This is a genomic window from Streptomyces sp. NPDC008139 (assembly GCF_042957025.1).
In the GTDB taxonomy this organism is placed as follows: Bacteria; Actinomycetota; Actinomycetes; order Streptomycetales; family Streptomycetaceae; genus Actinacidiphila.
In genome coordinates this window covers 544,839-571,589 of record NZ_JBIBHM010000002.1, presented here as the reverse complement: position 1 = coordinate 571,589, position 26,751 = coordinate 544,839, and the positions used below count along the sequence as shown (strand labels likewise).

Here is a 26,751-nt window from a genome sequence, read left to right as displayed (position 1 = left end):
CTCCTTCGTGGCCGCCGCGTCAGACCGGCGACTTGCGCAGGCGGGCCCGCCTGCGGTGCAGCGGTCCGCGTTTGGGCGGCGGTGAGGCGAGGCCGAAGCGGACGGCGACGCGGGTGCCGCCCATCGGTCCGCGGTCGATGTCCAGCGCGCCGCGGGTCGCGGCGGCGGCGCGGCGGGCGATGTCGAGGCCGAGGCCGGTGGACGCGGTGCTGGCGCCGCGGACGAGGGCGTCGTCGGGGTCCGGGATGCCGGGGCCCGCGTCCTCGACGGTGAGGGTGACGGACTGGGCGGCGCGCACCAGGCGCAGCGCGAAGGCGGTGCCGGGCGCGGTGTGCCGGAAGACGTTGCCGACGAGCGCGTCGATGACGGCGGCGAGGTCGTCCTCCGGCAGGTCGATCAGGGCGTCCTCGCCGGTCACTTCCACCAGGCAGGGGCGGCCCTGCTGTTCCGCGAGCGTCGTCCAGAATCCGGCGCGGCGGCGGACGATCACCGTGGCGGCGCACAACACCTGCTCGGGCCGGGCGAGTTGGGGTGCGCCCATGTGTCCGACGGCCAGCGGTGTACGGGCCGCGGTGATGACGGCGTGCAGTTGTGTTTCGAGCTGGGCGACCGCGGCGGCCACGGGGGCGGCGTCCGGTCCCGTACCCATGCGTTCGGTGGCCAGTTGGAGGGCGGTCAGGGGTGTCCTGAGGCGGTGGGACAGGTCGGCGACCAATTCCCGCTCGACGGCGAGGAGTTCCAGCATGCGTTCGGCCATGGCGTTGAACGCCTGCCCGGCTTCGCGCAGTTCCGGCGGTCCCATGGGGTCGACGCGGGACTCCAGATCGCCGCGGCCGAGCGCGTTGGCGGCGCAGGAGAGGTTGCGGGAGGACCGTACGACGCGGGAGGCGAGGCGGTCGGCGACCAGGACGGAGCCGACGACCAGGCCGACGGCGAGCAGCGCCATCACGGTCAGCGACGCGTTCACCCCGCGGTTCAGTTCGGCTTCGGGGACGAATTCCTCGACGACGGCGACGCGGCCCTGCGGCAGCACGACCGGCTGGAGGTAGACCCAGCCGCCGCCCGGCAGGTCCTGCGCCAGTGACTCGCCGTCGTGCTGTGCGCGCACCAGCAGGGAGTGGGGTGCGTGGCCGGCGCCGATGGAGCGGCCGTCGGGCTGGTGGACCGCCAGGTTTCCCGACGGGTCGAGGCCCGAGACGGCCTGCCGTACGGCGGCCGGGTCGTCGGTGAGCGTGAGGACCGGCGCCAGCGCGGCGGCGCGCTGCTCGGCGGCGGTGATCGCCTGGTTGCGGGCCTCGGAGCGGACCAGCAGGCCCAGCGGGATGAGGAAGGACAGGGCCACCATCGAGGTGACGGCCAGGGCGACCCTGGCCAGGGTCCCTCTCACCGCGGCGTCACCAGTTTGATGCCGACGCCGCGCACCGTACGCAGCAGGCTCGGTGCCGCCGCGCTCTCGCCGAGTTTGCGGCGCAGGGAGGACAGGTGGACGTCGATGGTCTGGTCCTCGACGTAGGGGTCGCGCCAGACCTCGGTGAGGATGTGGCGTTTGGACACGACGGTGTCGGCGTTGGCGGCGAGGAAGGACAGCAGGTCGAACTCGCGGCGGGTCAGGGGGACTTCGTGTCCGTGCAGATGGACGGTGCGGGGTCCGGGGTCGATGCGCAGCGGCCCGAGGGTGACGGGCTCGCGCAGATTGGGGGCGCCGGTCCTGCCGTCGGGGCCCGCGGAGCGGCGCAGGACGGCGCCGAGGCGGGCGGTGAGCTGTCCGCCGGAGAAGGGTTTGACCAGGTAGTCGTCGGCGCCCGCGTTGAGGAGCCGGATGATCTCGGCTTCGTCGTCCCTGGCGGTGACGATCAGGACCGGTACGCGGGAGATGCCGCGGATCATGCGCAGCGCGTCGCCGCCGTCGAGGTCGGGCAGTCCGAGGTCGAGGATCACCGCGTCCAACGGCGTTCTGGTCGCCTCGCGCAATCCGCTGAATCCGTCGGCGGCGCTGCGGACTTCGTGCCCGTCGCGGGTGAGTATCCCGATCAGTTCGGCACGTATGCCGGGATCGTCTTCTACGACAAGGACGCTCGCCATGCGGCACACCGTAACGGATCGGCCATGATGGCCCGGTGCCCCGGTCCTTGCGCCATTTCCTGATCTGGCTGTCGTGCACGGTCCTCACCGTCACGGCGGTGTCGTTGACCGTGCGCTTCGTGGTGGGTTCGACGGCGCCGCTGCCGCCGTCCGCGCGGGATGTGGCGGCCGGGATCGCCACCAACTCGCCCAGTTCCGTGGTGATCGGCTCGCCGACGGCCACGCCCCGGCAGTCGCCGACGCGGACCCGCAAGCCCGCGGTGTCGCCGTCCCCCTCGACTCGTCGCCCGACGGCGACCGCGACCAGCCCGTCCTCCGCGCCGGCCCCGCCGCCGTCGACCGCCTCCCGGCCGCCGGACTGCGAAGGGGGCGCCGGGACGCACAGTTTCGAGTCGACCGGTGGTCAGGCGTCGATACGGTTCGGCGCGGACGCGGTGTGCCTGGTCTCGGCGGTGCCCGCGATCGGCTTCACCACGAGCACCCGGCAGAGCGCGCCGGACACCCTCACCATCACCTTCACCGGGGCGCGCCACCGCTCGGAGCTGACGGCGACGCTGCGTCCGCAGGCCAAGGAGGTCACCAGCGAGGTGTCCTGGTGAGGCGCGGTGTCCGCGGTCCTTCGCCGGCCCGGCCGGGGGCGGGGCTCAGCGGAATCTGCGGCTTTCCTTAGGGGAACGTGAAGTTGGGCTCGGGCGGCGGATCGGGCGGCTCCGGCCGCCTAGGGTCGTGCCCGCCGGACCGTTCCTGTGAGCGGGTCCCCCTCACGACACGTCTCCCCCACCACGAGGTGCCAGCGATGAGTTCGTCCCGCCGTGCCCACTCCCGTAATGCCGCCCATGGCCAGCACAGGGCGAGGCGCAAGCCGCGGATACGCATGGCGGTGACCGGAGCCGCGGCCCTGGCCGTACTCGGTGGTGGCACCGCCTTCGCCTGCCTCGGGGCGCCGCATCAGGGGTCGCCCACCGCCGGACACAGCGACTCCGGCTCCGGCTCCGGCTCCGGCGACCCGAGCGCGTCGGCCGGGCACAGGCCCGGCGGCAAGCCGGCCGGTTTCCGGCCCACCGCGCCCGCCGCGACCATCTCCACCACGCACCGCCCGCGCCCCGGACGGCCGAGCCCCAAGCCGACGGCCACGCCAACCGGCGCCCCGGTGACCACCGCGCCCACGGCGGCGGCGCCCAGCCCCTCGGCGACGACTCCCGCGCCGCCCGCCACGACGAACCCGCCGAGCGCCGGGGACGCCGTGCAGCAGGTGCTCGACCTGATCAACCGCAACCGCGCCGCCGAGGGCCTCGCCCCGTACACGCTGCTCGAAGGGCTCAACAAGAGCGCCGCCGCGCACAATCAGGTGATGGCGTCCGGCTGCGGCCTGTCCCACCAGTGCCCGGGCGAACCGGCCTTCGGTGACCGCGAGACGGCCGCCGGGGTGCACTGGACGTCGGCGGGCGAGAACATCGGCGAGGGCGGCGGCGTGGGCTCCTCCGCCTCCGCGATCGCCGCGAGCGCCGTCGGTCTGACGCAGATGATGCTGGACGAGAAGGCCCCCGACGACGGCCACCGCCGCAACATCCTCAGCAGCGGCTACACGCACATCGGCATAGATGTCCACCGCGACGGTTCCGGCACGGTCTGGATGACGCAGGACTTCTCCAACTGACCGTCGCCGCCGCGTACTTCCTTCCCGCCCGGTGCCGCGAACCCCACAGCGCGGCACGTTCCCGTCGGCCGGGGCCGACCTCCCCCCGGCCCCGGCCGACGGATGTCCGGCCGGCGGCGCCGTTCCCTCGCGGGCCTCCTCTCAGCCCAGGACGGTGCCGGTCGTGGCGGTGGGCGGCCGTTCGCGGGAGAAGGCGCCCAGATCGATGACATGACCGGTGTGTTCGCGGGTGGGCCGGACCGGCGCCGTGTCGTGGGTGTGGCCCGCCTCCACCCGGTGCAGCAGGTCCGCCATGAGGCGGCCGACGAGCGGGGCGTTCTTGAACTGGTTGCCGCTCGTGCCGATCGCGACGTAAAAGCCGCCGAGGTCGGTGCGGTCGTACAGCGGGGTCCAGTCGTCGGCCACGTCGTACACGCCCGCGACGCCGCTGGGGCGGCTCGGGACGCGCAGTCCCGGCAGGCGGCGGGCGGCGCGGCTCACCTGGGCGGTGAAGCGGGGCACCGCGGCGCGCGGGTCGGCCGCCTCCGGCGCGTCGAGCCATTCGAGGGGGTCGCACTCCGGCTCGGTGCCGCCGACGAGCAGGAAGTCCCGGCCCTCGGGGCGTAGGTAGGTGCCGAGGTCGAGGTCGGCGATGACCGGGCCGGGACCGCCCGCGCGGCGGTAGCCGGCCGGGGCGGCCACTTGATGGACCTCCTGGCGCACCGGTGATCTATCCGCACGGGCACGGGGTCCGGACGTATGCGGCGCAGATCGACTTCCTCACCCGGGTGATGGACTGGTTCGAGCGCCACATGCCCGCGGTGTGACGGCCGAGGTCCGCGCCGCGCGAGGGTCTCCGGCAGGGGTGAACGGGCCGCTCACGCGGTGTGGTTGTCCGGCTGGAGGGCGGCGGCCAGGGCGGTCGGGCCGTGGGCGGTGGACCCTTGGGTGTACGCGGCGGCGTACGCCTGGTCGCCGAGCGCCGCGCGGGCCGTCTCCTCGCAGCGCTCACGCACCAGTTGGAGTTCCGGAGCGCCGCGCTGCGGGTGGCCGACGCTGCGCCAATAGGCGCCGCCGGTGCCGTAGACCGACGCGGCCTGCTCGGCCCGGCCCTCGGCCGCCAGGGCCGCGGCAAGCAGGTCCAGGCCGAGCGCGATGCCGAAGGCGTCCCCGATGAGGCGTTTGCTCTCCAGCATGGTGCGGGCGTAGCCGATGGCCTCGGTGGGGGCGCCGGAGAAGAGGGCGACGACGGAGAGCTGGTAGTCCAGGTAGGAGCGGGTCCAGACCTCGCCGGTGCGTACGCAGTGCTCGCGCAGTTCGAGGGCCCGCTCGCGGCCTTCGGCGAAGTCCCCGAGGGCGGTGAGGGAGAGCACTTCGACGAGGTTGCAGCGCAGCCGGTCCGGGGAGTCGAAGGCGAAGCCGGGCGCGGCGCCGAGCGCCGCGCGTACCGCGTCCAGTGCCTTGCGCGGCTGGCCCATGAGCAGGCCGAGCAGGCCGGTGAGGCAGGCTGCGGCGATCCGCTCCTCCTGGTCGCCGCCCGCTTCGGCCGCGGCCTCCACCTCGGCGCTGATCTCGGTGGCCAGGGCGTAGTCCCCTTGGAGGGTGACGGTGGCCCCGAGGCCGGTGAGCGCGCGGGCGCGGGCCCGGTCCTGCGCGGTGTGCAGTTCCAGGGCGCGCTCCAGATAGGAGCGGGCTTCTTTGAGGTGGCCGCAGCAGGTCCAGAAGTAGACCAGCAGCCCGGCGAGTTCGGCGGCCTGCGCCGGGTCGTGGACGAGCAAGTGGTCGAGGGCGGAGCGCAGGTCGGGGTGGGTGTCCTCGATCACCCGGTAGCCGAGGAGCTGGCCGGGGCTCGACCAACTCGCGTCCGCCCAGCGGGCGAGGCCGGTGAAGTAGTCGGCGTGACGGCGGGCGGTCGCGGCGGACTCGCCCAGTTCGCGCAGCCACTCGGCGCCGTACTCGCGGATCGTGTCGAGCATGCGGTAGCGCTCGCGGTGTCCTGCGCCGCTCGCCGCGTCGTCGGCGGTGCCCGTCCTGATGATCACCGACTGGGTGACCAGCCGTTCCAGGGTCGGCGCGACGTCAGCGGCGCGCAGCGGGCCGCCGGTGGCGACCGCTTCCGCGGCGGCCAGGTCGAAGGCGCCGCGAAAGACGCTGAGCCGGGCCCAGAGCAGCCGTTCCTGCGGGGTGCACAGCTCGTGGCTCCAGCCGATCGCGGTGCGCAGCGTCTGGTGGCGCCGGGGCCAGACGAAGCCGGTGCGGGACAGGACGTCGAAGCGTGAGCCGAGGCGGTCGGCGATGTCGGCGACGGTGGCGGGGCCGACCTGGGCCGCGGCCAGTTCGATGGCCAGCGGTATCCCTTCGAGGCGGCGGCAGATGGTCGCCGCGGCCTCCGCCGCGCCCGGCTCCGCGAGCGGGGTGTGGCCGAGGCGGCCGGTGACTCGCTGGTTGAAGAGCGCGAGTGCGTCCTGTCCTTCGGCCGACAGCGGTGCGACGTCGATCAGTTCCTCCACGGCGGAGGCCAACGGGCGGCGGCTGGTGGCCAGTACGGTCAGGCCGGGCGCGGCCGTCAGCAATTCACCGACGAGGTGGGTGCACGCCTCGATCAGGTGCTCGCAGGAGTCGAGCACGAGTAACAGGCGCTTGTCGGCGAGCCATTCGCACAGCGCCTCGACGGGCATCCGCGGTGAGTGGTCGGCGAGGTCGACGGCGTCGCTGACGGTGGCGAGCAGCAGGTGCGGGCTGTCGAGGGTGGCGAGGTCGGCCCACCAGGTGCCGTCGGGGAAGCGGGAGGAGTCGGTGTCTTCCGCAGAACCGATTCGCCGGTCCGCGCTCGGCTCCTGTTCCGCGGCGACTTCCACGGCGACGCGGCCGACCGACGCGCGCGCCGCCGCCCGCAGCGCGAGCCGTGTCTTGCCGACTCCGCCGGGCCCGGTGAGGGTGATCAGCCGGCGGTGTGCCAACGCCATGTCCAGCCGCGCGAGTTCCGCCGTACGGCCGACGAAACTCGTTGTCTCCTGCGGAATGTGCCCCTTCATGGCCACAGCCTGACACCGACCGACCGCGGAGGGAAACGGGCCGTCGTGGTGAAGCTCGGCGCGAGCGCCTTATGAGGGCGCGTCAGGCGGCGTACGCGGGACCGGACTCGGGCCGGTCCCGCGGGTCGCGCGCTTCACCTGTACTGACGGAGAGTCACCCGGTGAACCAGGGGTTCCCGCCGCCGAGGGACCAGACCGAGACTTTGGTGACGCCCAGTGAGGTCAGCACCGCCAGCTTGGAGTTGAGCGCGGTGCTGTCCACGTAGTCGTAGAGCTTCCCTCCGGAGACCCAGCGAATCTCTCCGGAGGAGGCGTCGCGACGGGCCGCGATCGTGCTCGGGTCGGTGGAGAAGCCAGGGCTGTGCTTCATGTCGCTGAACTGGATGTTGCCGGTGACCGCGTCCAGGTCGCACGGGTCGGGCGCGCTGATGCCGTACGAGGGCAGGGCGATGACCAGCCGCGACGGGTCCGGGATCTTGCTCTGCGCGTACCGCGTGACCTGCTTGAGCCAGGCGAGCGGGGTGATCGGCAGGCAGCGGCTGCCGGGCGCGGTGTCGAACTCCTCGTCGTACGCCATGATGTCCAGTTCGTCGACGCCCTTGGCGCTGACGGCCGCGTAGTCGTAGAAGGCGGCGTCCTCGGTCATCGCGGGCGCGTCGACCACGAGTTTCTTGCCCTGCGCGTGCAGGGAGGTCGCGAGCTGGCCGAGGAAGGTCTTGTAGTTGGTGAAGTCGGCGGCGCTCCAGGACCAGTAGTCCTCCATGTCGACGTCCACGCCGGTGAGTTGGTTGGTCACCACGAAGGAGGTGAGCTGCGAGACGGCGGCGCTTCGGTTGGTACTGCTGCTGACCAGGGCGTGGACGTCGGCCGTGGTCATGCCGGAGACGGTCGGGTACTGGTAGGCGGAGTGCGCCTTGAGGTCGGCGACGTTGGCGGCGCTGTAGGTGTTGCAGAGCCCGGCGGCCGTGGTCTCCAGGGTGACCTTGCCCTTGCTGGTGACGCTCCAGTACTCGGGTTTGAGCGCGCCGTTCCTGACCCTGTTGTCGGCGTATTCGCTCGGCGCGGTGCAGGTGGAGTCGCCTGCGGAGCCGGGGTAGAGCCAGGTCTGTAGCTGTACGGCGGAGGCGGCGGTACGGGCGGCGGGCTGCCGGTGGGCGGCGCCGCTCGACGCGGCGGCCGACGTACCGGGGCCGGTCGTACCGCTGTCGGTCGTCATGGCGCCCGCGGCCATGGCACCGGCGAGGGCGGCCGAACAGGCGGCGGCCGTGGCGAGGATGAGCCTGCGACGAAGCATGATCCGTCCCTTCGGGGCGTGGAGGTGCACCGCGTCGGCCGGGGGCGGCGGCGCGGGGTGGGGGGTGACGGAGGAGTCGTAGGTGGGCGCGGGGGCTACCCGTTGTCGTTCCAGTAGGGGTCGAGGACCAGGGTGTCGGCGCCCGGTACGCGCGAGGCCGCCGACCAGGAGCCGCCCAGGACGCGTCCGCTGTCGGGCTCGGGGGCGAGCGACAGTTCGGTGAGGATGCGGTACCGGTCGCCCCGGTAGACGGAGCGGGTGAACTCCACGACGCGCCCGTCCGCGTCCCTGGCGGCGCGTTCGAAGAGCAGGGCCGGGGTGTGGACGGGCACGCCGAGCAGTTCGGCCTCGGCCTCGTCCACCACGGTCGGTTCGATGAGCTGTGAGGCGCGGGTGAGCAGGATGCCGTACCGGCTGCCGAGCATGCGGTAGAAGGAGTCGGTCTCCAGGTCGTGGGCGGTGAGGCCGGGGACCAGCGCCAGCGGCACGTGCAGCGTCTCGACGCACATCGGGTCGCCGTCGACCAGCCGCAGCCGGGCGATGCGCAGGATCCGGTCGGCCGGGGCGGTGCCGAGGCGGCGGCCGATCCTGGGTCCGGCGGCCATGGCGGTGAACTCCACGGTGCGGCTGGTCCACGCGCCGTCCACACCGCCGACGCCCATGCTCGGTCCCGGCCCCGCGGCCGGACCCAGGCGCTGGGCGACCTTGTCCTCGGCGACGAAGGCGCCGCGCCCGTGGGCCCGGATCAGCAGTCCGTCGCGCACCAGGTCGTCCATCACCGAGCGCAGCGTCGGGCGGGAGACCTCAAGGGTCTCGCAGAGCTGGCGCTCACCGGGCAGCGGTCGGCCGGTCGCGGTCTCCTCGACGAGGTCGAGGAGGTGCGTACGGATCCGCTGCCGCTTCTCCCAGCGGCTCTCGCTGCTGACCATGGGCCCACCAGTCCTGTCCGCGCGGGGCGGGTGCCGGTGTCTCGGCGTCCGGACGCCGAGGTGTTCGGCGACGCACCGATGATGGACCCCGTTCTTACCACTGGTCAATATGTGGTCAACGAATCCGCGCCGGAGTCAGCGGATAAAGGTCCGCGGACAATGGTCAGCGGGTACGGGCGGCGCGCTCCGCGTTCTTCTCCTTGATCCGCACCGCTTCCTTGCGGACCTCCGCCTGCACGGCGCGCTCCTCGACCAGCCACTGCGGCTGGTCCTGCTTCAGCGCCTCGATCTCCTCGGTGGTGAGCGCCTCGGTCACGCCGCCGCGCGCGAGACCCGCGATGGACACGCCGAGCTTGGACGCGACGACGGGGCGGGGGTGCGGTCCCTTGTGCCGCAGTTCCACCAGCCACTCGGGGGGATCGGCCTGGAGCGCGTTGAGCTCGGTGCGCGAGACGACACCCTCCTGGAACTCGGCGGGTGTGGCCTGGAGGTACACACCCAGCTTCTTCGCCGCTGTCGCGGGCTTCATGGTCTGGGCGGTCTGCTGCGACGTCATGCCCTCAAGGGTAACGAGCGCGTGCGCCACCTCCGACCACCAGCGGATAACCTGCTGGGGTGACAGGTTCGGAAGTATCTCCTTCGTTCCGGCTCGCATACGTTCCGGGCGTGATGCCGACCAAGTGGGTGCGGATCTGGAACGAGCGACTGCCGGAGGTCCCGCTCACCCTGGTGCCGGTGCCCGCCGCCGAGGCGTTCGGCGCGCTGCGGGACGACGGCGGGTCCGGCGCGGACGCCGGATTCGTACGGCTACCGGTCGACGGCGCGGATCTCAGCGCGATCCCGCTCTACACGGAGACGACGGTGGTCGTCGTCCCCAAGGACCACGCGGTCGCGGCGGTCGACGAGGTGTCGCTGGCCGACCTCGCGGACGACATCGTGCTGCGTCCCCTGGACGACACCCTCATCTGGGAGACGCCGCCGGGGCAGCCCGCGAAGGAGCGGCCCGCCACCACGGCGGACGCCGTGGAACTCGTCGCGGCGGGTGTGGGCCTGCTGATCGTCCCCCAGTCGCTCGCGCGACTGCACCACCGCAGGGACCTCACCTACCGGCCGGTCCCGGACGCGCCCGAGTCCCGCGTCGCCCTGTCCTGGCCGCAGGAGGAGACCACGGATCTGGTGGAACACCTCATCGGCATCGTGCGCGGTCGCACCGTCAACAGCACGCGCGGCCGGCCGCTCCCGGAGCGGACCGCACCGGGGGCGAAGGCCGCGAAGGCCAAGGACAAGGCGAAGGACAAGCGCCCGGACAGGGCATCGGAGGCGCGCCGCAAGCCCGCGCCGGGCCGGGGTTCCGGAGGCAAGAGCGGCAAGAGCGGCGGTACGGGTGGCGCGAAGCGCGGCAAGCCTCGCCGTCGCCCGTAGCCGGACCGGGGTCCCGGTCCCCCCGTACCGCAGCGCGGTCGGCCGGACGGCAGCACCGTCCGGCCGACCGCGGTCACGTAGAAGATGCGCGCCGGAGGCGGGTCGTCAGCTCGCGGGCGTCACGACGACAGCGTTGACCTGGGCCTGGTTGGCGGAGCCGCGAGTGAAGTCGAGGGAGACGGTGCCGGAGGCGTCCACGGTGACGGGGAAGTCCTTCTCGACGCCGAAGGCTTCCTGGCCGTCCGCGCCCGCCGCCACGGCCGTGCCGATGATGTCGAAGTCGGTCAGGACCTTGGTGCCGTCGATCGTGACGTCGAATTCACGCTGGCCGGAGTGGGTGTAGTACCAGTCCATGAAGTAGAGGCGGACCTGGTAGTCGGCGCCCGGGGTGAGACCGGGGATGCTGTAGGAGGAGTCCCCGACGCGTGAGGTGTTCCAGATGTCGGCGGGGATCGGGTGGGTGACGGTCCGTCCCCAGTTCGGGAAGCTGGGAGCGCCCGCGGGAATGGTGTCGGGCCTGCCGCCGGTGCCGGTGTCCGCGATGAAGTCGCCGCCGCCCGCGCCGCCGAGGTCGATCGACACCCCTGGCGCCACGTCGGCGTGAGCGGTCCCCGCGGTCACGAGACCGCCCAGCACCATGCTCAGCACGAGGGCCGCGGCGGCGGCCATGCGTGTCCACACCGACGTGGACAGGCCGTTCAGCCTTGAGTTCATGCGTTCTCCCAGGTGTCCGGAGGCCGCTTGGAGAGCGCTCTCCAAGCATCGATCAGTGTCATGTACTCACCACCCTCCGTCAAGGGAGCCTCCCGCCGGGCGCCTTGCGCGGCCGACGCGGTGGCGCGCGGGCCGGACCGGCCCCTGTCGGCCCATGGCTCACCGGCGCCCGGACGACGATACGGGGGGCATGACGTTCGTCGTTTTCATGACCCTGCCCGGTCTGGTCATCCTGCTGACCCTGGTGGCCTTCGCCGATCAGATGCTCATGCGGGCCGGGCGGGCCGGAATCCTGCCGCGGCGCGGTCCTGGCCGCCAGGGGCAGATCTCGTCCACCGGCTTCGAGATGCTGCACGCGAGTTTCTCGCCGGGCAAGCAGAACGAGTTGAAGGAGCGGCAGTCCGCCCCCGTGCTGCGGGACGACGAGGAGGACGGCGCGCCCGCGAACCGTACGACCGTCGATCTCCAGCGGGGACCGCGGTCGTACGGATGGCGCGGCCCCACTCCTGAGGCGCGGCCTTTTCGGAACACCTCTCCCCTAGGACGGCACGCGGCGCGCGACCGCCGCGTCCAGTCGCCTCACTTCGTCCTCCCCCAGGTGCAGTTCGGCGGCGCGGGCGGAGTCGAGGATCGTCTCGGGGCGGCGGGCGCCCGGAATGGGGATGAGAGCCGGGCTGGTGGACAACAGCCAGGACAGCGCGGTGCGTTGCGGGCTGGCGTCGTGGGCGCGGCCGATCTCGGTGAAGGCGGCGGTGAGTTCGTCGTCCTTCGTGCCGATGGTGCCCAACGGCCGCCAGGCCAGGAACGCCAGGCCGAGTTCCTCCGCGCGGCGCAGTACCGCGCGGTGCTGTACGGCGCTGGGTGAGAACTCGTTCTGCACGGCGACGAGGGCGTCACCCAACAGCTCGTGTGCCTGGTCGAGTTCGGCGACGGTGACGTTGGAGACACCGACCGAGGTGACGGTCCCGTCCGCGACCAGCCGGAGCAGCGCCGTCAGCGAGTCGGCGATCGGCACCACCGGGTCGGGGGCGTGCAGGAAGAACAGCTCGATACGGTCCAGGCGGAGCCGGTCGCGGGACGCGGCGGCCGAGCGGACGAGGTGGTCGGGGCTGCTGTCGGTGAGCCACCGCCCGTCGCCCGGTCTGACCCGGCCCGCCTTCGTCACCACCGTGACTCCGGAGGCGTCGCCGTCCCAGCTCTCCAGCGCGTCGGCGATCAGCGTCTCGTTGTGCCCTACTTCGTCGGCACCTGTGTGGTACGCGGAGGCGGAGTCGATGAGGGTCACTCCGGCGTCGAGCGCGGTGTGGATCGTCGCCGTGGCGCGGGCGCGGTCCGGGCGCCCTTCGATGGACAGCAGCATGCCGCCCAGGCCGACCGGGAAGACCTTCGAACTCCCGCACGCGCGGGTCGGGTTGGTGAGGTGCGGTGGGTGGTGCATACGGCTCCCTGTCTCGTGTGATGGTGCTGCCGCGTGCGGCGCCGGGGCCTAGCGGCGTACCGCGAGGCGGCCTCGTGAGAAGACGGCGGCGACCTCGGCCTCCGGGTCCGCCAGCCGCTCGACGTGGACAGCGGGGTTGTGGCGGGTCAGGACGATGTCGCCGCGGGCGCCGGGCGCGAGAACACCGAGTTCACCGGCCGCACCGAGCAGCCGGGCGCCGGTGGTGGTGGCGCTGCGCAGCACCGCCCAGCCCGGCTGCACCCTGGCCCGCAGCGCGAACTCCCGCGACTGGTGGACGTGCATCGCGCCGAGCAGGTCGGTGCCGAAGGCGATCGGGGCGTCGGCGGCGTGGGCGTGGGCCAGCGCGGTGAGGCCGCTGTCCCGGACGGCCGCGACCTTGGCGGTGCTCGCGGGCGGGAGCCCGTGGAGCGGACCCTCCTGCGCCAGCACCGTGTACGTCACCAGCGTCGGCACGTAGTACGCGTCGTGCTCGGCGAACAGGCGGGCCTCGTCCGGGCCGATCAGATTGCCGTGCTCGATGGTGCGTACGCCCAGGCGCAGCGCGCGGGCCACCGCCTCCGGGGTGTAGGCGTGCCCGGCGCAGTAGACGCCCGCCCGCGCGGCCTCGTCGACCGCCGCGCGGATCTCTTCCTCGCTGTACTGCGGCGTGTCGATCCGGTCGGTGGGGCTGGAGATCCCGCCGGAGAGCATGAGTTTCACGAACGACGCCCCGGACCGTACGCCTTCGCGTACGGCGGTGCGCAGTGCGTCGGGTCCATCGACGATCCGGCCGATGCCGGGCACGGCCGGATGGTCGTCGGCGTGGTAGCGGCCACGGGGGCGCAGGTCGCCATGGCCCCCGGTCTGCGACAGCGCCTTGCCGCACACGTACAGCCGGGGTCCGGGCGCCAGCCCCTCGTCCAGGGCGTCGGCCAGCCCGGCGTCGGCGCCGCCCGCGTCCCGGACGGTGGTGAAGCCGCGTTCGAGCATCGCGCGCAGTTCCCGTAGCGCGTGGGCGGTGACGTAACTGGGCGCCATCCCGGTGTCGGCCCACTCGTCGGCGGTCACCGAGGTGACGTGCACGTGGCAGTCGATGAAGCCGGGGACCGCGTACAGGTCGGTGCCGTCCACGTCGCCGGGCGCGAGTGGGTCGGGGGTGTCGGCCGCGACGGCGGTGATCCGGTCTCCTTCCAGGGTGATCCGCCGGTCCCTGAGGATCTGTTCGCTCTCGGGGTCCACCACGTGGACGTGTCTGATGTCCATGCCGGTACGCCGCTCCTCGTCTCCGCTACGCCGGTCGCCTGCTGGCTCGCGCCCCCGCGCTCAGGCGCCGAACAGCTCGTCGACGGTGGTCGTGGTGCCGGCGTTGCCGACCATGAAGCCGTAGTCGCCCGGCGCGGTGCGGGAGTAGCCCTCGCGGCTGAGCACCAGGATGTTGGAGTCGTACGGCGCGACGAGTTGTTCCAGCGTCTCGAAGGTGTACGGGTCCACGACCTCGCCCAGCACCGTGCCGCCCTTGATGACCTCGCCGAGCCGGTCAGGGGTGAAGTGGGAGATCATCGTGCCACCCCTGGTCGGGCGCAGCGTGACGAGTTCGGTCATCACCGTCTGCTGCTCGACGATCGCCTCGGGGGCGCCTTCCAGCATGCCGATGCCCTTGAGCATGTTGCGGCCCTGGCGTACGGCCTTGTCGAGGAAGGCGTCGGTGAGCTGCCCGCCGCCGCCCAATTCGCAGACGGTCGAGGAGATGCCATTCTTGATCGCCCACGCGTTGGAGGTGCCCTCGTAGGGCTCGTGGTGGTAGAGCAGCGCGGCGCCGAAGGACGTGGCCATCTCCCGGCCGTCGTCCATGATGTAGGAGTACTCGACCGTGGAGTACAGGCCGCTGGAGTGGAAGTCCACGAAGTAGTCGGCCTGGAGCATGATCTCGGCAAGCACGGCGGCCAGTTGCTCGGTGACCGAGCCGTTGCGGTCGCCGGGGAAGATGCGGTTGAGGTTGAGGCCGTCCTGCGGGGTGAAGCGGGACATCGCCGCGTACGCGTACGGGTTGGCCACCGGTACGGCGACGATCGTGCCCGCCAGCTCGGCGGGGTCGACCGAGGAGACGAACCTGCGGATCTCCTCGGGTCCCATGGCCTCGTCGCCGTGGACACCGCCGAAGGCGACCAGGGTGGGCCCCGGCCGGGCGCCGGTCAGGCGGTGGACGGTGAGCGCGAGGTCGTGCCCGTTGTCCACGCGGGTGACGGGGACGGTCTCGACGGTGTGGCCGGGCTGCGCGGCCGGGGTACCGGTGGCTGTGGTGTCGCTCATCCGCTGTGTCTCCTTGCTGATACGGGTACTGGTACGGGTACTGGTGCTCGGGTTCTTGTCGTCGCCGGGGCCGGGGACGGTGTCCCCGGCCCCGGCGCGGTCACCGCATGTCGCCGATCGCGGACGCCTCCTGGCGCAGCGCGGGAACGGCTCCTTCGGCGAGGTCGAGGGTGAAGCGGGCGGCGGGTCCGCTGATGGAGAGTCCTGCGACCGCGACGCCGTCGGGGCCTACGACGGCGGCGGCCCGGCAGCGCAGGCCCACGCTGTAGGTCTCCTCGTCCACGGCGTAGCCGCGCCGCCTGGCCTCCTCCAGCTCCGGCTGCATCTTCTCCAGCGTGGCCTCGGGGTCCGCCACGTCGGCGCCGCGCAGCAGCGCGAGCTGCCGGGCGCGGGGCAGCCGGGACATGATGGCCTTGCCGAGCGCGGAGTTGTCGGGCGGTATGAACTCGCCGATGCGGTTCACCGCGCGCAGCGGCTGCTCGGACTCGGTGCGGGCGATGATGAACATGCTGTTCCCGACGATGCGTCCGGCGGTCGTGCTCTCGCCGGTGACGCCGGTGAGCAGCCGGGTGGCCTGCTGGAGGCGGTCGTTGCTGTAGAGGTGTTCGCTGACGGCCGCGGCCATGGCGGCGAGCCGTCGGCCGGGCACGAAGCGGTGCGAGGTGGTCTCGTTGAGGAAGCCCCAGGTGACGAGCTGGGCCGTCAGCCGGGACACGGTGGACAGCGGCGCGTCGGCCGCCGCCGCCAGTTCGGTGAGGGTCAGCGGTGCGCCCTCGGCGACCACGGACTGCTCCAGCAAGTTGAGGATGCGCCCCATGTAGCTGGGTGACTTGGTGTTCTCGGTGGGGGCCGGTACGGGGACTTCGGTGTCCTCTGCCATGGGTACGTGCGTCTCCTGTCGTCCCAAGTCGGTTGCGTTGGGCGGCTGTTCGGGCGGGTCGGTCACCATCCCGTGGCCCGTCCCGGGCGCCGCGGGTCGCAGTATCCGTGGCGGTGGCCGTCCGCGTCGACTTCCACCGCGTGGACGGATCCGAAGTGCCAGAAGTAGGGGGTGGTCAGTCGTACGTCGGCGCCGTAGCGGGTGGCGAGCGCGTCGAGTACCCGCGGGTCGATCCGTGCCTCGACGGTGAACGGCTGGTCGGTCTGGGCGCCTTGGAAGCGCGGCGCGTCGATCGACTCGGCCAGGTCGAGGCCGTATCCGAGGTGGTTGGCCAGGACGATCGCGGTGGCGCGCGCGGACAGGCCCGGTGACCCGAGGGCGAGGTGCGGGGTTCCGTCGCGGGCGACCATGGTGGGCGGGAAGGGCGACAGGACGCGCCGCCCTTCGCCGTCGCCGGTGCCGGGGAAGCTGTTGCCGCTGTTGACGTGGATGCCGTCCACGACCAGGCCGGTGCCGAAGGTGGTGCCGTAGACGCTGTGGGTGAGCGACGCCATGTTGCCCGCGCCGTCCACCGCCACGACGTGGTCGGTGTTGTTGGTGTGCGGCGCGCCGGGCGACCGGACCGTACCGCCGCTCGCGGGCACCGGGTCGCGTCGGGTGTTGCCGCGGATCAGCGCGGCCAGCGACGCCGTGAAGTCGGGCGAGAGGAGTTCGTCCACCGGGACGTCGAAGGACAGCGGGTCCTTCACGAAGCGCTCGGTGAAGAATTCGGCGAACGCCATGGCGCGTCGCAGCACTTCGAGGGCTTCGGCGTCGCGGGTGTAGTGGCCCAGGGCGGGCAGGTCGAAGTGTTCCAGGATGCCGAGCACGAGGCCGATGAGGACGCCCGCGGACGACGGGGGCGGGGCGCCGACGATCTCGTGGTCCCGGTAGGCGCGCCGCACCGGCCGGCTCGCGCGGGCGGTGTAGTCGTCGAGGTCGCGGGCGGTCACGGTGCCGCCGGTCTCGCGGACCGCGGCCACGAAGCGCGACGCCCACGCGCCGCGGTAGACGTGGTCGGGGCCGTCGGCGGCGATCCGCCGCATCGTCTCGGCCAGCGCCGGGCGGACCAGCCGCTCCCCCACGGGCGGTACGTGGCCGTCGGGCAGGAATTCGGCGCGGCCCGAGGGGTGCGCGGCCAACCGGCCCGCGGCGGCCTCGAAGGCCTCGCCGTATAGGAAGGAGTACATCGGGAAGCCGGCGGCGGCGACCTCGACGGCGGGTGCGAAGTAGTCGGCCCAGGGGATGCTGCCGTGGCGTTCCATGGCCAGGTGCATGCCCGCGACCGCGCCGGGGACCGCGACGCGGCGGCCGGAGGAGGCGCCCAGGGCGCCGTCCACCGTCACGTAGTGGTCCCAGGTGGCGGAGACCGGCGGGCTGTCGCGGGTGTGGTCGAGTTCGCCGTCGATGTAGTCGAAAGTGCGCCGGGCGGCGTCGTAGTAGAGCACGGACATGCCACCGGCCAGGGTGGTCATCTGCGGTTCGACCACGCCTTGCAGGGGGACGGCCGTGAGCACCGCGTCCATGGCGTTGCCGCCGCGCCGCAGGACGTCGAGCATCGCGTCGGCGACGGCCGGGTGCATGGCGGAGACCATGGCGGTGCCGCCGTGGGCGGAGTCCTTCCGCCCCTGTTCGAGTGCCTGGTCCACGACCGGCCGCTGGCCCGCCGTCATGCCGGTCCGCTCCCCTGGTCCGCCGGTGCGCCCGCACCCGGCTGCGGGAGCGGCGCCGGGCCGATGCCCATCGCGGAGGCCACCAGGCCGACCGGCGGGGAGCCGAAGGCCATCAGCTCACGGTGGAAGCGTGGCAGCGTGAAGCCGCTGCCCCACGCGGTCTTCGCCTGGTCGCGCAGCCGCCGCATGAGGACCTTGCCCCAGGTGTAGCGGATGTACGTCGGCTCCCACACACCGCGCAGCGCTTCGGCCCGCGCGGCCGGTCCCGCCAGGAACGCCTTGCGTTCGAAGAGGGCGATGGCGTCGTCGAGGGTGAGGGCGCCGGTGTGGATGCCGAGCGCGGCCTGGACGCGGACGACCCGCATCATGGCTTCCTGCGCCATGCCGAACTGGTAGAGGGGGCTGTCGTCCTGGTAGCCCTCCTCCCACATCATCTCCTCGGCGTAGTGCGCCCATCCCTCGAAGAACAGCTCGGACCAGAGCGTCTTGCGGACCGGCCGGTCGACCTTGCCCATCATCAGGGCGTGGCTGCAGTGGCCGGGCCCGATCTCGTGGACGGCCATCACGGCCATCGCGGGCCGGTTGAACCGGGACAGCCACGCGCGGTGGTCGTCGAGCGACCAGTGCGGCGAGGGCCCGGTCACATGGAAGAGCGAGTGGCCGCGCGTCTCCCACGGCGCGGTCCAGCTCACCCGGCCCGCCGCCCAACTCCGCGCGGGCGGGCTGGGTTCGATGACGCACGCCTCGTCGACGATGGGCACCAGTTCGCGCTCGCGCACGAAGCGCGCGGCCAGCGCGACCTGGGCCTGGGTGTCGGCGAGGATCCGCGGGAAGTCGCCGTGGTCGGCGCGCACCCGGGCGCTGAGCCGCCGGGTCCTGGCGGCCGGGTCGTCGGCGCCCGCGGGGTCGAGCCGGGCCGCGGCGTCGTCCAGGATGTCGCTCATCCGCGCGTACTCGCTGTCGGCCATGGCGGCCAGTTCGTCCAGGTCCACCGGGACGCGGTCCTCGCAGCCGAGGAGCGCGGTGAGGTCGGCCCTGCCGAGTCCCGCTGCCGGAGCGGCCTCGCGCGCCGCGCGTTCGAGGTGGGCGGTCAGCCGTTCCAGCGCGGCCAGGGCACGTACGCCGTCCTCGCCGTCGTCGGCGCGGACCTCGGCGGCCATTCCGCGCGCCGCGGGCAGGAACATCCCGGCGACGGAGGACGACAGTTCGTCCAGCGCCTCGATCGCGTTGTCGACGGCGTCCGGCCAGAGCCGCAGGTGGCGGCGCCTGGCCCGCACGCGTACCGCGTCGTCGTCGTAGGGCCGGTCGTACGGCGACAGGTCCAGTGCCTCGATGTGGACCCACGGGTCCCAGCGGTGCTGGCGGATACGGCCGAACCGGGTCCGCATCGCGTTCTCCGTGGCGGCGAGCTGTGCTTCGTCGTGCGCGTCGTCCAGCGCGGGACCGCCCAGCGCGGCCAGTGCCGAGACCACCCCGGCAGGCGACAGGTCGACGATCGTGCCGTCGTACTCGTCGTGCAGTCCTGAGTATTCGCGCAGGTAGGCGGCGTCCAGGTCGCAGACGTGGCGCAGCCGTGGGAACAGCTCAGCCATCGGGGGTCTCCTTGGTGGTACGAAGGCGGGTGGTGTGCGGGTACGCGGACGCGGGTGCGCCGTCGCCCGATGCGGTGGTGGCGGTGGGTCACAACTCCAGTCGTCGGCCGCGCTGGACGACACGCAGGAGCAGCGCGCCGAGTCCGACGACGAGCACCGAGAGCGCGGTCATGATCGTGGACAGGGCCGCGGGGGTCGGGTCCTGGTAGTTGTTGAGGTAGCCGTACATCCACACCGGCAGGGTCTGCTGGTCGGAGGTGAGCAGGAAGATCGACAGGTCGATCTCGTTGAAGCTGACGAGGAAGGCGAAGACGCCGCTGATGAGCAGGGCGGGCGCGATCTGCGGCAGCGTCGTGCGCAGGAAGGCGCGCAGCGGCGAGGCGCCGAGGTCGATCGCCGCGTAGTCCAGGGTGCGGTCGGCCCGGGTCAGGGCGGCGGACAGCAGCACGATCACGAACGGCACGGTCGCCACGGTGTGGGCGAGGACCACCGCCCACCGGCCGGAGGGCAGACCCGCCCGGGCGAGCAGCATGAACACGGCGAAGCCGAAGGCGATCTTGGGCACCACGACGGGCGAGAAGAGCGCCGACTGCACCACCCCGCTGCCCCGGAAGCGGTAGCGGACCAGGGCGACCGCGCCGGCGGAGCCGAGCAGGACGGCGAGCACCGCGACCAGCGCCCCGATCCACAGGCTGCCGACGAAGGCGTCCATGACGCCGTCCTGGTGGTAGAGGTTGGTGTACCAGCGGGTGGAGAAGCCGGGCGGCGGCCATACCCCGTAGGAGACCGACGACAGCGAGCTGATCACGACGATCGCGGCGGGCACGAGCTGGAAGGCGTACAGCACGGCCATCCACACGCCGAGTCCGCGGATGCCACGGGGCGGCGAGGGGCTGATGGTGACTCCGCCCTGGTCGGCCTCGGCGAACCGGCGCTGGAGGAGGACGAACGCTCCGGTGGAGACCAGGGCCAGGATCAGCAGCACCAGGGCGCAGACGGAGGCGCCCGGATAGTCCGTGGTGCCGACCAGGGAGTAGATGCTGGTGGACAGGGTCGCGACCCGCCCGCCGCCGAGGAGGCTGGGGGCGGTGAAGCTGGAGATGGTCAGGGCGAAGGTGAGCTGGCATCCGGCGATCAGGCCCGGCGCGCTCAGCGGCAGGGTGATCGAGCGGAAGGTGCGCCAGCGGGAGGCGCCGAAGTCGTCGGCCGCGTCGGCGAGGGTGCCGTCGATCTGCCGGAAGGTGCTGCTGATCGGCAGGACCATCAGCGGCAGCAGGGTGTGCACGAGGGCGATGACGACGGCGCTGCGCTCGTAGAGCAGATGGACGGGGCCGATGCCGAACAGGCCGAGCGCGGAGTTGAGGAAACCCTCCTGGCCGAGCAGCAGTTGCCAGGCGTAGACGCTCGCGATGCCGGAGAAGACCAGCGAGGAGAAGACCACCGCGTATCCGGCGTTGCGCCAGCCGGTCCGCTTGGTGTGGTGCAGTGCCAGGGCGGTGAGGTAGCCGACGACCGCGGTGATCGCGGTGACCAGCAGACCGACGAGTACGGTCTGCCAGATCACCGACCAGTAGTAGGAGCTGGTGAGGACTTTCGTCCACGTGGCCAGAGTGTTGGTGGTGTTGACGCCACCGGGTTGGTACTTCTGCAGGGAGTACTCGACGAGCGACTCCATGGCGAAGGCGAACACCGCGAGCAGCAGCACGATGCTGGGCGCGAGCAGGAGCAGTGCGGTGCGCCGGTCGCGGCCCTTGCCGGTGAAGGCTTTGGGCTGTCCTCGGCGGGGTCCCGGCTTCTCCGGGGCCGGGCGCTCCGCCGTGGCCGTCGCCGCCCCGCTCACCGGGGCGGCTTCTCGTATGCCGCCTGGAGGGTTGTCCGCCATCGTGCAGGTCCTTCCGGTCGTGGGTGGACGTCGTCGGGGCTGAGCCGTGAGAACTGGGCTGTGGGAACCGGTCCGTGAGAGCTGAGCCGTAAGAACTGGAGCCGTCAGAACTGAGTCGTACGAACGGGGCCGTCAGATCTTGGAGACGACTTCCTCGTTCCACCGCGCGGTCCAGGCGGCCATGTTCTTGCCGACGGTGTCCCAGTCGACGTCCACGAACTTCTGGTCGGGGCCGGCGGCGATGGCCGGGATGGCCTGGAGCTTCGGGGTCAGCTTCGAGGTGCTGGAGGCGGGGATCTCGACCGAGGTGTCCACCCAGCGCTGGTTCCACTTGGGCTGGAGCATCTCGTTGACGATGTCGTAGCAGACCTCGAGCTGGTCGTCGGAGGAACCGGAGTTGATGTTGACGCCGACCGGGTCGAAGAAGGCGCCCTCGGTGGGACGGCTGAAGCCCAGCGGCGCGCCCTGGGCGTGCCAGGCCGTCGAGGTGCCCAGGTAGTGCGAGGTCAGCGGGGCCTCGCTGGTGGAGAGCACGTTGAGGAACTGGGGGTTGGCCGTCACGATCGTGCGGATGTTCTTGGCGTGCTCGATCCACAGCTTGAAACCGGGGTCCATGTTGTCCCAGCCGCCGCCGTTGAGCTTGGCGGCCATGCCGATGGCCCACCAGGGGATGGTGAAGAAACAGAGCTTTCCGCGCTGGTCGGGCGACCACAGGTCGGTCCAGGACGCGAAGCCCTTGGGGTAGGTCTTGGTGTTGTAGACCAGCCCCATCTGGTCGGCGCCGAACACCACACCGCAGTGGTCGCGCTCGACGAACTGGGCATGCAGTTGTGAGGTGTTGGGGATCTTGCTGTAGTCCAGCTTGAGGTACATACCGGTGGCCTTGCCGGTGGCCGTCGCACCGCCGTTGGAGAAGACCAGGTTGTTCAGCGGCTTGTGCGGATTCGCCTGGTAGGCGGCGGTCTGCTTGGCGAGGTTGAGCGTGTCGTCGATCTTGATCTGTACGTTGGGGTGCTTGTCCTGGTACTCCTTGGCGAACTCCCTGGGCATGAGGCCGAGATCGGCGCCCGCGAAGGGGGTCATGGTGATGGTGAGCTTCTTGCCCGCTCCCTTGCCCGCGCCCGAACTCGTCGACGTGCCGGGCTGCTTGTTCGAGGCGCAGGCGGCCAGGAACAGTCCGGCCGCCACCGCGCCGCCGCCGGTCAGCAGCGAGCGCCGCGACACCGGGGTACGGCCGGTGCCTTCCCCTGCGGGCGACGCGGCTCCGGCCGCCGCCGCCTTGTCCCCGTTCGATCTGCCCGTGTTGCTGTGCATGGTCTCTCCCTGGGTGGTCACAGCACTTCTGGTGGTGGGCCCGCGCTCGGCCAGGACTGTCGCGCGGACAGGCCCTGTGGCCCGTCGCGCGGACGAGTCCTAGGAGTCGGCGCCGAGCATGACGGCGGCGTCAGACGGCCAGCCGATCTCGACCTCGTCCCCTGTGGCGATCCCCCGTGCATCCTTGGCGGGGAGTTGTACGACCAGTTCCTGCCTGGAGTCGGCCACGGCCACCTGGAAGCGGATGCTCGCTCCCTGGAAGGTCAGGTCCGTGACGCGGGCGGTGAAGCGGTTGTCGAAGTCGCTGGTCAGCCGGGGCCGCATGGCGATGGCCTCGGGCCGGACCGACAGCGCCGTGCCGGGCCCCGGCGTGCGGCAGGTGAAGCCGTCCGCGCGCAGCACCCGGTCGGCGACGGCGCCGCGGATGATGTTGGTGTCGCCGAGGAACGTGGCGACGAATTCGGTGGCGGGGCGGTCGTAGAGCTCGTCGGGCCGGCCGACCTGCTCGACACGGCCCTGGTTCATCAGGGCGATCCGGTCGGAGATGGTGAACGCCTCGGTCTGGTCGTGGGTGACGAAGACGAAGGTGGTCCCTGACTCCTGCTGGATCTGCTTCAGGGCGCGCTGCATCTGCACCCGCAGCCGCAGGTCCAGCGCGCCCAGGGGTTCGTCGAGCAGCAGTACGGCGGGCTTGTTGGCCAGGGCGCGGGCGATCGCCACCCGCTGCTGCTGGCCGCCGGACAACTGGGCGGGTTTGCGGTTGGCGTAACCCGCGAGGTCGACCAGGTCCAGCATGTCGGTGACGGTCGACCGGATCTCCGCCCGTGACTGGCGGCGTATCTTCGGACCGAAAGCGATGTTTTCGGCCACGGTGAGGTGCGGGAAGAGCGCCAGTCTCTGGAAGATCAGGTTGGTCGGCCGCTTGTTGGGCGGCACTCCGGTCATGTCCTTGCCCGCGATGGCGACGGTGCCTTCCGTGGGCTGTTCGAGACCGGCGAGTATCCGCAGCGTGGTGGACTTGCCGCATCCCGACGGTCCCAGGAGCGAGAAGAACTCGCCTCGCCTGACACCGAGGTTCATGCTGGTCACCGCGGTCTCGCCGCCGGGATAGGTCTTGCTGACATTGGTCAATCGGGCGTCGAGGGCCGACGGATCGTCCGGGTTCACAGCGTTCACCTGAACTTCCATTCATTGGAACTTGGCTTCCACTGGGGTGAGCAGGACGCTAAGTGAGTGACAAGGGTGCGGTCAACGGTCGATCACGAAGTTCTTGAATCGGCGACGACGCACAGGGCACTGTTCAAGCCATCCGACCGGGCTCGCGAGCGGGTCGGGAAATCGTCGCCCGGGCGCTCAACACCCGCCCGCCACCTGCGAGTTGACTCCCCGGGCCGCACGGGGCCGAGCCCGCGCGGAGCGCCGCGGGGGCGGGGAGAAAATTTCGTCCGATCCGCCCGGTAAAACCTGTGTTACGCGGACGGAAGGGACGTCAGCGCGCCGCCCAGAGCCCCCGGACGTGCCCGATGTGCCGGTGCATCATCAGCTCGGCGCCCACCGCGTCGCCGTACTCCACGAAGTCCGTGAGCTGGTGGTGCTCCATCGCCGACTCGACGAGGCTGCCGTCGGCGAGCAGCGGCGCGAGGCCCAGCAGCCGGGTCCGCGCGCGCAGACCCGCGACGACGTTCACCAGGTGCCGGTTGCCGGTGTAGCCCAGCAGTGTGAGGTGGAAGATCCGGTCGGCCTCGATGTATCCGACCAGGTCACCGGCGCGCGCGGCGACGACGATGTGCTCGGCGAGCGTGCGCAGCAGGGGCAGGTCGGCGGCGGGGACCAGCGGGACGACGGCGCGTACGGCGGGCGGTTCGATCAGCAGGCGGACGGCGGTGATCTGGTCCAGGTCCTGGTCGGAGACCTCGGTGATCCGGAAGCCCTTGTTGGGCTGGGCCACCGCGAGCCCTTCCTTGACCAGGTCGAGCATGGCCTCCCGCACCGGGGTGGAGGACACGCCGAAGCGCGCCGCCAGGCTGGGAGCGGAGTAGACCGCGCCCGGGATCAGGTCCCCGGAGACCACGGCGGCGCGCAGCTCGTTGCGCACCCGGTCCCGCTGCGTCTCCCGGCCGTCGGCGCTCTGCCCACCGCTCACGTGCCCCGCCCTTCGGCTCTCCCGCACCCCGCCGCTCGGCCGGCGCATCGTCTGTCCGGGGTCAGGATGACAGCCGGGCGGGGCGCGGCGGCGACAGGGCGGAGGGTCAATGAGGTTTCATTGTGCGGCGCAATGATATCCACGGATGCGCGAGCCGGGAATGAAAGGGGCAAAGGCGCACGTCCCCGCGCTGTTCGCTCGAAGATCCGTCGGGGTCTGGCGTCAGTGCCATTGCACAGCTACTGTGACAGCGCAGCGCCCGCGGTCCCGGCGGCCGGTCCGTAGCCCGTTGCGCACCACCGATCCGGGCTCCCGCAGCGGCGCCCCCGTCAGCTCCAGGCGCCCAACGCGCGGCCCGCGAGCCCTCGTTCGCCCGCCGGGCCCCCGTCGTCCTCGCACCGCCGAGGCGGCGCGTCCGCCCTTCCCGTGAGGAGAACCGCATGCCCGACACCCAGGCGCAGCCCTGGCGCGGGGTCTACGTCGCCACCGCGCTCCCGTTCCGCCACGACGGTTCGGTCGACCTCGACGCGTACGGCGAGCACGTCCGGTTCCTGGCCGACGGCGGCTGCCACGGCGTGTGCCCCAACGGTTCGCTCGGCGAGTACCAGACCCTCAGCATCGACGAGCGGACCCGCGTGATGCGGACCGCGATCGAGGCGGCCCCCGAGGGGTTCGGGGTGATGCCCGGCGTGGCCGCGTACGGGTCACGGGAGGTCTGCGGGTGGATCGAGCGAGCGGCGGAGGCCGGCGCCGCCTCCGTCCTGCTGCTGCCGCCCAACTCCTACCGAGCCTCGCGCTCCGACGTCGTCGCCCACTACCGCGAGGCCGCGCGGGTCGGACTGCCCGTGGTCGCGTACAACAACCCCATCGACACCAAGGTCGACCTCACCCCCGACCTGCTCGCCGAACTGCACGCCGAGAATCTGATCGTGGCGGTCAAGGAGTTCAGCGGCGATCCGCGCCGCGCCTATCTGCTGGCCGAGTCCGCGCCGGGCCTGGACCTGATCGTCGGCGCCGACGACATGGTGCTGGAGCTGGGGCTCGCGGGCGCGGTCGGCTGGATCGCGGGCTACACCAACGCCTTCCCGGCCACCACCGTCGAGATGTTCCGTCTGATCACGTCGGACGACCCCGCCGACGTACCGGCCGGAATCGCCCTCTACCGCTCGCTGCACGCGCTACTGCGCTGGGACTCCAAGACGGAATTCGTCCAGGCCATCAAGCTGTCCATGGATATGGCCGGACGGTACGGCGGCCCCTGCCGTCCGCCGCGCGGTCCGCTGCCCGACGACGTCGCCGCGCGGATCACCGAGCTGACGAAGGCCGCGATCGCGGAGGGCTGCCGATGAGGGCGCGGCGCGTCTTCCACGCCGTCGACTCCCACACCGAGGGCATGCCGACCCGTGTGATCACCGGCGGCGTGGGCGTCCTGCCGGGCAGCACCATGGCCGAGCGGCGTACGTGGTTCATGGCCAACAAGGACGATCTGCGCACCCTGCTGATGTACGAACCGCGCGGGCACGCCGCGATGAGCGGTGCGATCCTCCAGCCCCCGACCCGGCCCGACGCCGACTGGGGTGTGCTGTTCATCGAGGTGTCCGGGGTGCTGCCCATGTGCGGCCACGGCACCATCGGGGTGGCGACCGTGCTGGTCGAGACCGGCATGGTGGAGGTCCGCGAACCGGTCACCGTGATCCGGCTGGACACCCCGGCGGGGCTGGTCACCGTGGAGGTGGCGGTCGAGGACGGCGCCGCCAGGTCGGTGACGCTGCGCAATGTCGCCTCCTACGCGCACGCGCTGGACCGGACCGTCACCGTGCCCGGCCTCGGCGAGGTGGGCTACGACCTCGCCTTCGGCGGCAACTTCTACGCCGTCGTCGACCTGGAGCGGATCGGACTGCCCTTCGACCGGCGGGAGGGCGGACGGCTGCTGGAGGCGGGCCTGGCCGTCATGGCGGCGATCAACGAGGCCGACGAGCCGGTCCATCCGGAGCGCCCTGACATCCGCGGCTGCCACCACGTCTATCTCACCGCGCCCGGCTCCACCGCCCGCCACTCCCGGCACGCCATGGCCATCCACCCCGGCTGGTTCGACCGCTCCCCGTGCGGTACGGGGACCAGCGCGCGGATGGCGCAGTTGCACGCCCGCGGGGAGCTTGCGCTGAACACCGACTTCGTGAACGAGTCGTTCATCGGCACCCGCTTCGTCGGCCGTCTGGTGGAGGAGACCGAGGTCGGCGGCGTCCCCGCGGTGGTACCGACCGTCACCGGGCGGGCATGGATCACCGGTACCGCCCAGTACATGCTCGACCCCGACGACCCCTTTCCCGCGGGATTCCTCCTGTAGTGCCCTGCCGGTGGACCCCGC

The 26,751-nt window shown here is 72.0% G+C and carries 23 protein-coding genes and 1 pseudogene; 6 read left to right on the top strand and 18 right to left on the bottom strand.

The genetic code is table 11. From position 1 onward, the window contains the following. Window positions 1-19: 19 nt before the first annotated feature. Both ACFZBB_RS06475 and ACFZBB_RS06470 read right to left on the bottom strand, forming a co-directional pair. A complete protein-coding gene (locus ACFZBB_RS06475; RefSeq protein ID WP_391118406.1) occupies window positions 20-1,387 on the bottom strand; it encodes an ATP-binding protein in 1,368 nt (455 codons plus the stop codon). Further along, entirely contained in the window at window positions 1,384-2,082 is a 699-nt protein-coding gene (locus ACFZBB_RS06470; RefSeq protein ID WP_355348469.1) for a response regulator transcription factor, read from the bottom strand. The genes ACFZBB_RS06475 and ACFZBB_RS06470 overlap by 4 nt, the downstream gene beginning before the upstream one ends. Window positions 2,083-2,117: 35 nt before the next feature. On the opposite strand from ACFZBB_RS06470, the gene ACFZBB_RS06465 reads away from it, so the two are divergent. Further along, on the top strand, window positions 2,118-2,681 hold the full coding sequence (locus ACFZBB_RS06465) for a hypothetical protein (protein WP_391118404.1): 564 nt from the start codon (window positions 2,118-2,120) through the stop codon (window positions 2,679-2,681). 275 nt (window positions 2,682-2,956) lie between these two features. Continuing rightward, the gene (locus ACFZBB_RS06460) at window positions 2,957-3,739 is read left to right on the top strand and encodes a CAP domain-containing protein (RefSeq protein ID WP_391118402.1); all 783 of its coding nucleotides are present in this window, start codon (window positions 2,957-2,959) and stop codon (window positions 3,737-3,739) included. 141 nt (window positions 3,740-3,880) lie between these two features. On the opposite strand, the gene ACFZBB_RS06455 is transcribed toward ACFZBB_RS06460, so the two are convergent. The 5 genes from ACFZBB_RS06455 to ACFZBB_RS06435 form a co-directional block, all read right to left on the bottom strand. After that, window positions 3,881-4,420 (bottom strand): FAD-dependent oxidoreductase, encoded by a 540-nt coding sequence (locus ACFZBB_RS06455; protein ID WP_391118400.1) that lies wholly within the window; start codon window positions 4,418-4,420, stop codon window positions 3,881-3,883. Window positions 4,421-4,596: 176 nt separating this feature from the next. Further along, window positions 4,597-6,753 (bottom strand): ATP-binding protein, encoded by a 2,157-nt coding sequence (locus ACFZBB_RS06450; protein WP_391118398.1) that lies wholly within the window; start codon window positions 6,751-6,753, stop codon window positions 4,597-4,599. Window positions 6,754-6,907: 154 nt separating this feature from the next. Further along, window positions 6,908-8,047 carry a glycosyl hydrolase family 18 protein gene (locus ACFZBB_RS06445; RefSeq protein WP_391118396.1) on the bottom strand — a complete coding sequence of 380 codons (1,140 nt, stop codon included), beginning with the start codon at window positions 8,045-8,047 and terminating at the stop codon, window positions 6,908-6,910. Between the two features lie 95 nt (window positions 8,048-8,142). Then, window positions 8,143-8,976, bottom strand: coding sequence for a UTRA domain-containing protein (locus ACFZBB_RS06440; RefSeq protein ID WP_391118394.1), 834 nt, complete (start codon window positions 8,974-8,976; stop codon window positions 8,143-8,145). Between the two features lie 163 nt (window positions 8,977-9,139). After that, entirely contained in the window at window positions 9,140-9,532 is a 393-nt protein-coding gene (locus tag ACFZBB_RS06435; protein ID WP_391118392.1) for a DUF5997 family protein, read from the bottom strand. A 59-nt stretch (window positions 9,533-9,591) separates the two neighbouring features. Between ACFZBB_RS06435 and ACFZBB_RS06430 the strand changes: the two genes are divergently transcribed. Next, complete coding sequence (locus ACFZBB_RS06430; protein WP_391118390.1) at window positions 9,592-10,398, top strand: LysR substrate-binding domain-containing protein; 807 nt, start codon at window positions 9,592-9,594, stop codon at window positions 10,396-10,398. Between the two features lie 105 nt (window positions 10,399-10,503). Here ACFZBB_RS06430 and ACFZBB_RS06425 read toward each other — a convergent pair whose 3' ends face one another. Further along, a complete protein-coding gene (locus ACFZBB_RS06425) occupies window positions 10,504-11,112 on the bottom strand; it encodes a malectin domain-containing carbohydrate-binding protein (RefSeq protein WP_391118388.1) in 609 nt (202 codons plus the stop codon). 190 nt (window positions 11,113-11,302) lie between these two features. Between ACFZBB_RS06425 and ACFZBB_RS06420 the strand changes: the two are divergent. Continuing rightward, window positions 11,303-11,622: pseudogene (locus tag ACFZBB_RS06420) on the top strand (DUF6191 domain-containing protein). 28 nt (window positions 11,623-11,650) lie between these two features. On the opposite strand, the gene ACFZBB_RS06415 reads toward ACFZBB_RS06420, so the two are convergent. From ACFZBB_RS06415 to ACFZBB_RS06370, 10 genes are all read right to left on the bottom strand, one after another. Next, window positions 11,651-12,550: an aldo/keto reductase gene (locus ACFZBB_RS06415; RefSeq protein ID WP_391118386.1), complete on the bottom strand. Its 900-nt coding sequence runs from the start codon at window positions 12,548-12,550 to the stop codon at window positions 11,651-11,653. Between the two features lie 48 nt (window positions 12,551-12,598). Next, entirely contained in the window at window positions 12,599-13,813 is a 1,215-nt protein-coding gene (locus ACFZBB_RS06410; protein WP_391118384.1) for an amidohydrolase family protein, read from the bottom strand. Between the two features lie 60 nt (window positions 13,814-13,873). Beyond that, window positions 13,874-14,860 (bottom strand): succinylglutamate desuccinylase/aspartoacylase family protein, encoded by a 987-nt coding sequence (locus ACFZBB_RS06405; protein WP_391118382.1) that lies wholly within the window; start codon window positions 14,858-14,860, stop codon window positions 13,874-13,876. 100 nt (window positions 14,861-14,960) lie between these two features. Next, window positions 14,961-15,740 (bottom strand): IclR family transcriptional regulator, encoded by a 780-nt coding sequence (locus ACFZBB_RS06400; RefSeq protein WP_188284723.1) that lies wholly within the window; start codon window positions 15,738-15,740, stop codon window positions 14,961-14,963. Between the two features lie 62 nt (window positions 15,741-15,802). After that, window positions 15,803-17,452 carry a gamma-glutamyltransferase gene (locus ACFZBB_RS06395; protein ID WP_391118379.1) on the bottom strand — a complete coding sequence of 550 codons (1,650 nt, stop codon included), beginning with the start codon at window positions 17,450-17,452 and terminating at the stop codon, window positions 15,803-15,805. Further along, complete coding sequence (locus tag ACFZBB_RS06390; RefSeq protein ID WP_391118377.1) at window positions 17,449-19,044, bottom strand: DUF885 family protein; 1,596 nt, start codon at window positions 19,042-19,044, stop codon at window positions 17,449-17,451. Before ACFZBB_RS06390 ends, ACFZBB_RS06395 begins: the two co-directional genes overlap by 4 nt. Before the next feature lie 88 nt (window positions 19,045-19,132). Further along, a complete protein-coding gene (locus ACFZBB_RS06385) occupies window positions 19,133-20,926 on the bottom strand; it encodes an ABC transporter permease subunit (RefSeq protein WP_391118375.1) in 1,794 nt (597 codons plus the stop codon). Between the two features lie 132 nt (window positions 20,927-21,058). After that, window positions 21,059-22,240, bottom strand: a complete 1,182-nt coding sequence (locus ACFZBB_RS06380) for an extracellular solute-binding protein (protein WP_391118373.1) — start codon at window positions 22,238-22,240, stop codon at window positions 21,059-21,061. A gap of 99 nt (window positions 22,241-22,339) precedes the next feature. Further along, complete coding sequence (locus ACFZBB_RS06375; RefSeq protein ID WP_355348415.1) at window positions 22,340-23,416, bottom strand: ABC transporter ATP-binding protein; 1,077 nt, start codon at window positions 23,414-23,416, stop codon at window positions 22,340-22,342. Between the two features lie 313 nt (window positions 23,417-23,729). Further along, complete coding sequence (locus tag ACFZBB_RS06370; RefSeq protein ID WP_391118371.1) at window positions 23,730-24,383, bottom strand: FCD domain-containing protein; 654 nt, start codon at window positions 24,381-24,383, stop codon at window positions 23,730-23,732. A 440-nt stretch (window positions 24,384-24,823) separates the two neighbouring features. Between ACFZBB_RS06370 and ACFZBB_RS06365 the strand changes: the two genes are divergently transcribed. Continuing rightward, window positions 24,824-25,732 (top strand): dihydrodipicolinate synthase family protein, encoded by a 909-nt coding sequence (locus ACFZBB_RS06365; RefSeq protein WP_391118369.1) that lies wholly within the window; start codon window positions 24,824-24,826, stop codon window positions 25,730-25,732. After that, complete coding sequence (locus ACFZBB_RS06360; protein ID WP_391118366.1) at window positions 25,729-26,730, top strand: proline racemase family protein; 1,002 nt, start codon at window positions 25,729-25,731, stop codon at window positions 26,728-26,730. Before ACFZBB_RS06365 ends, ACFZBB_RS06360 begins: the two co-directional genes overlap by 4 nt. Window positions 26,731-26,751 lie beyond the last annotated feature (21 nt).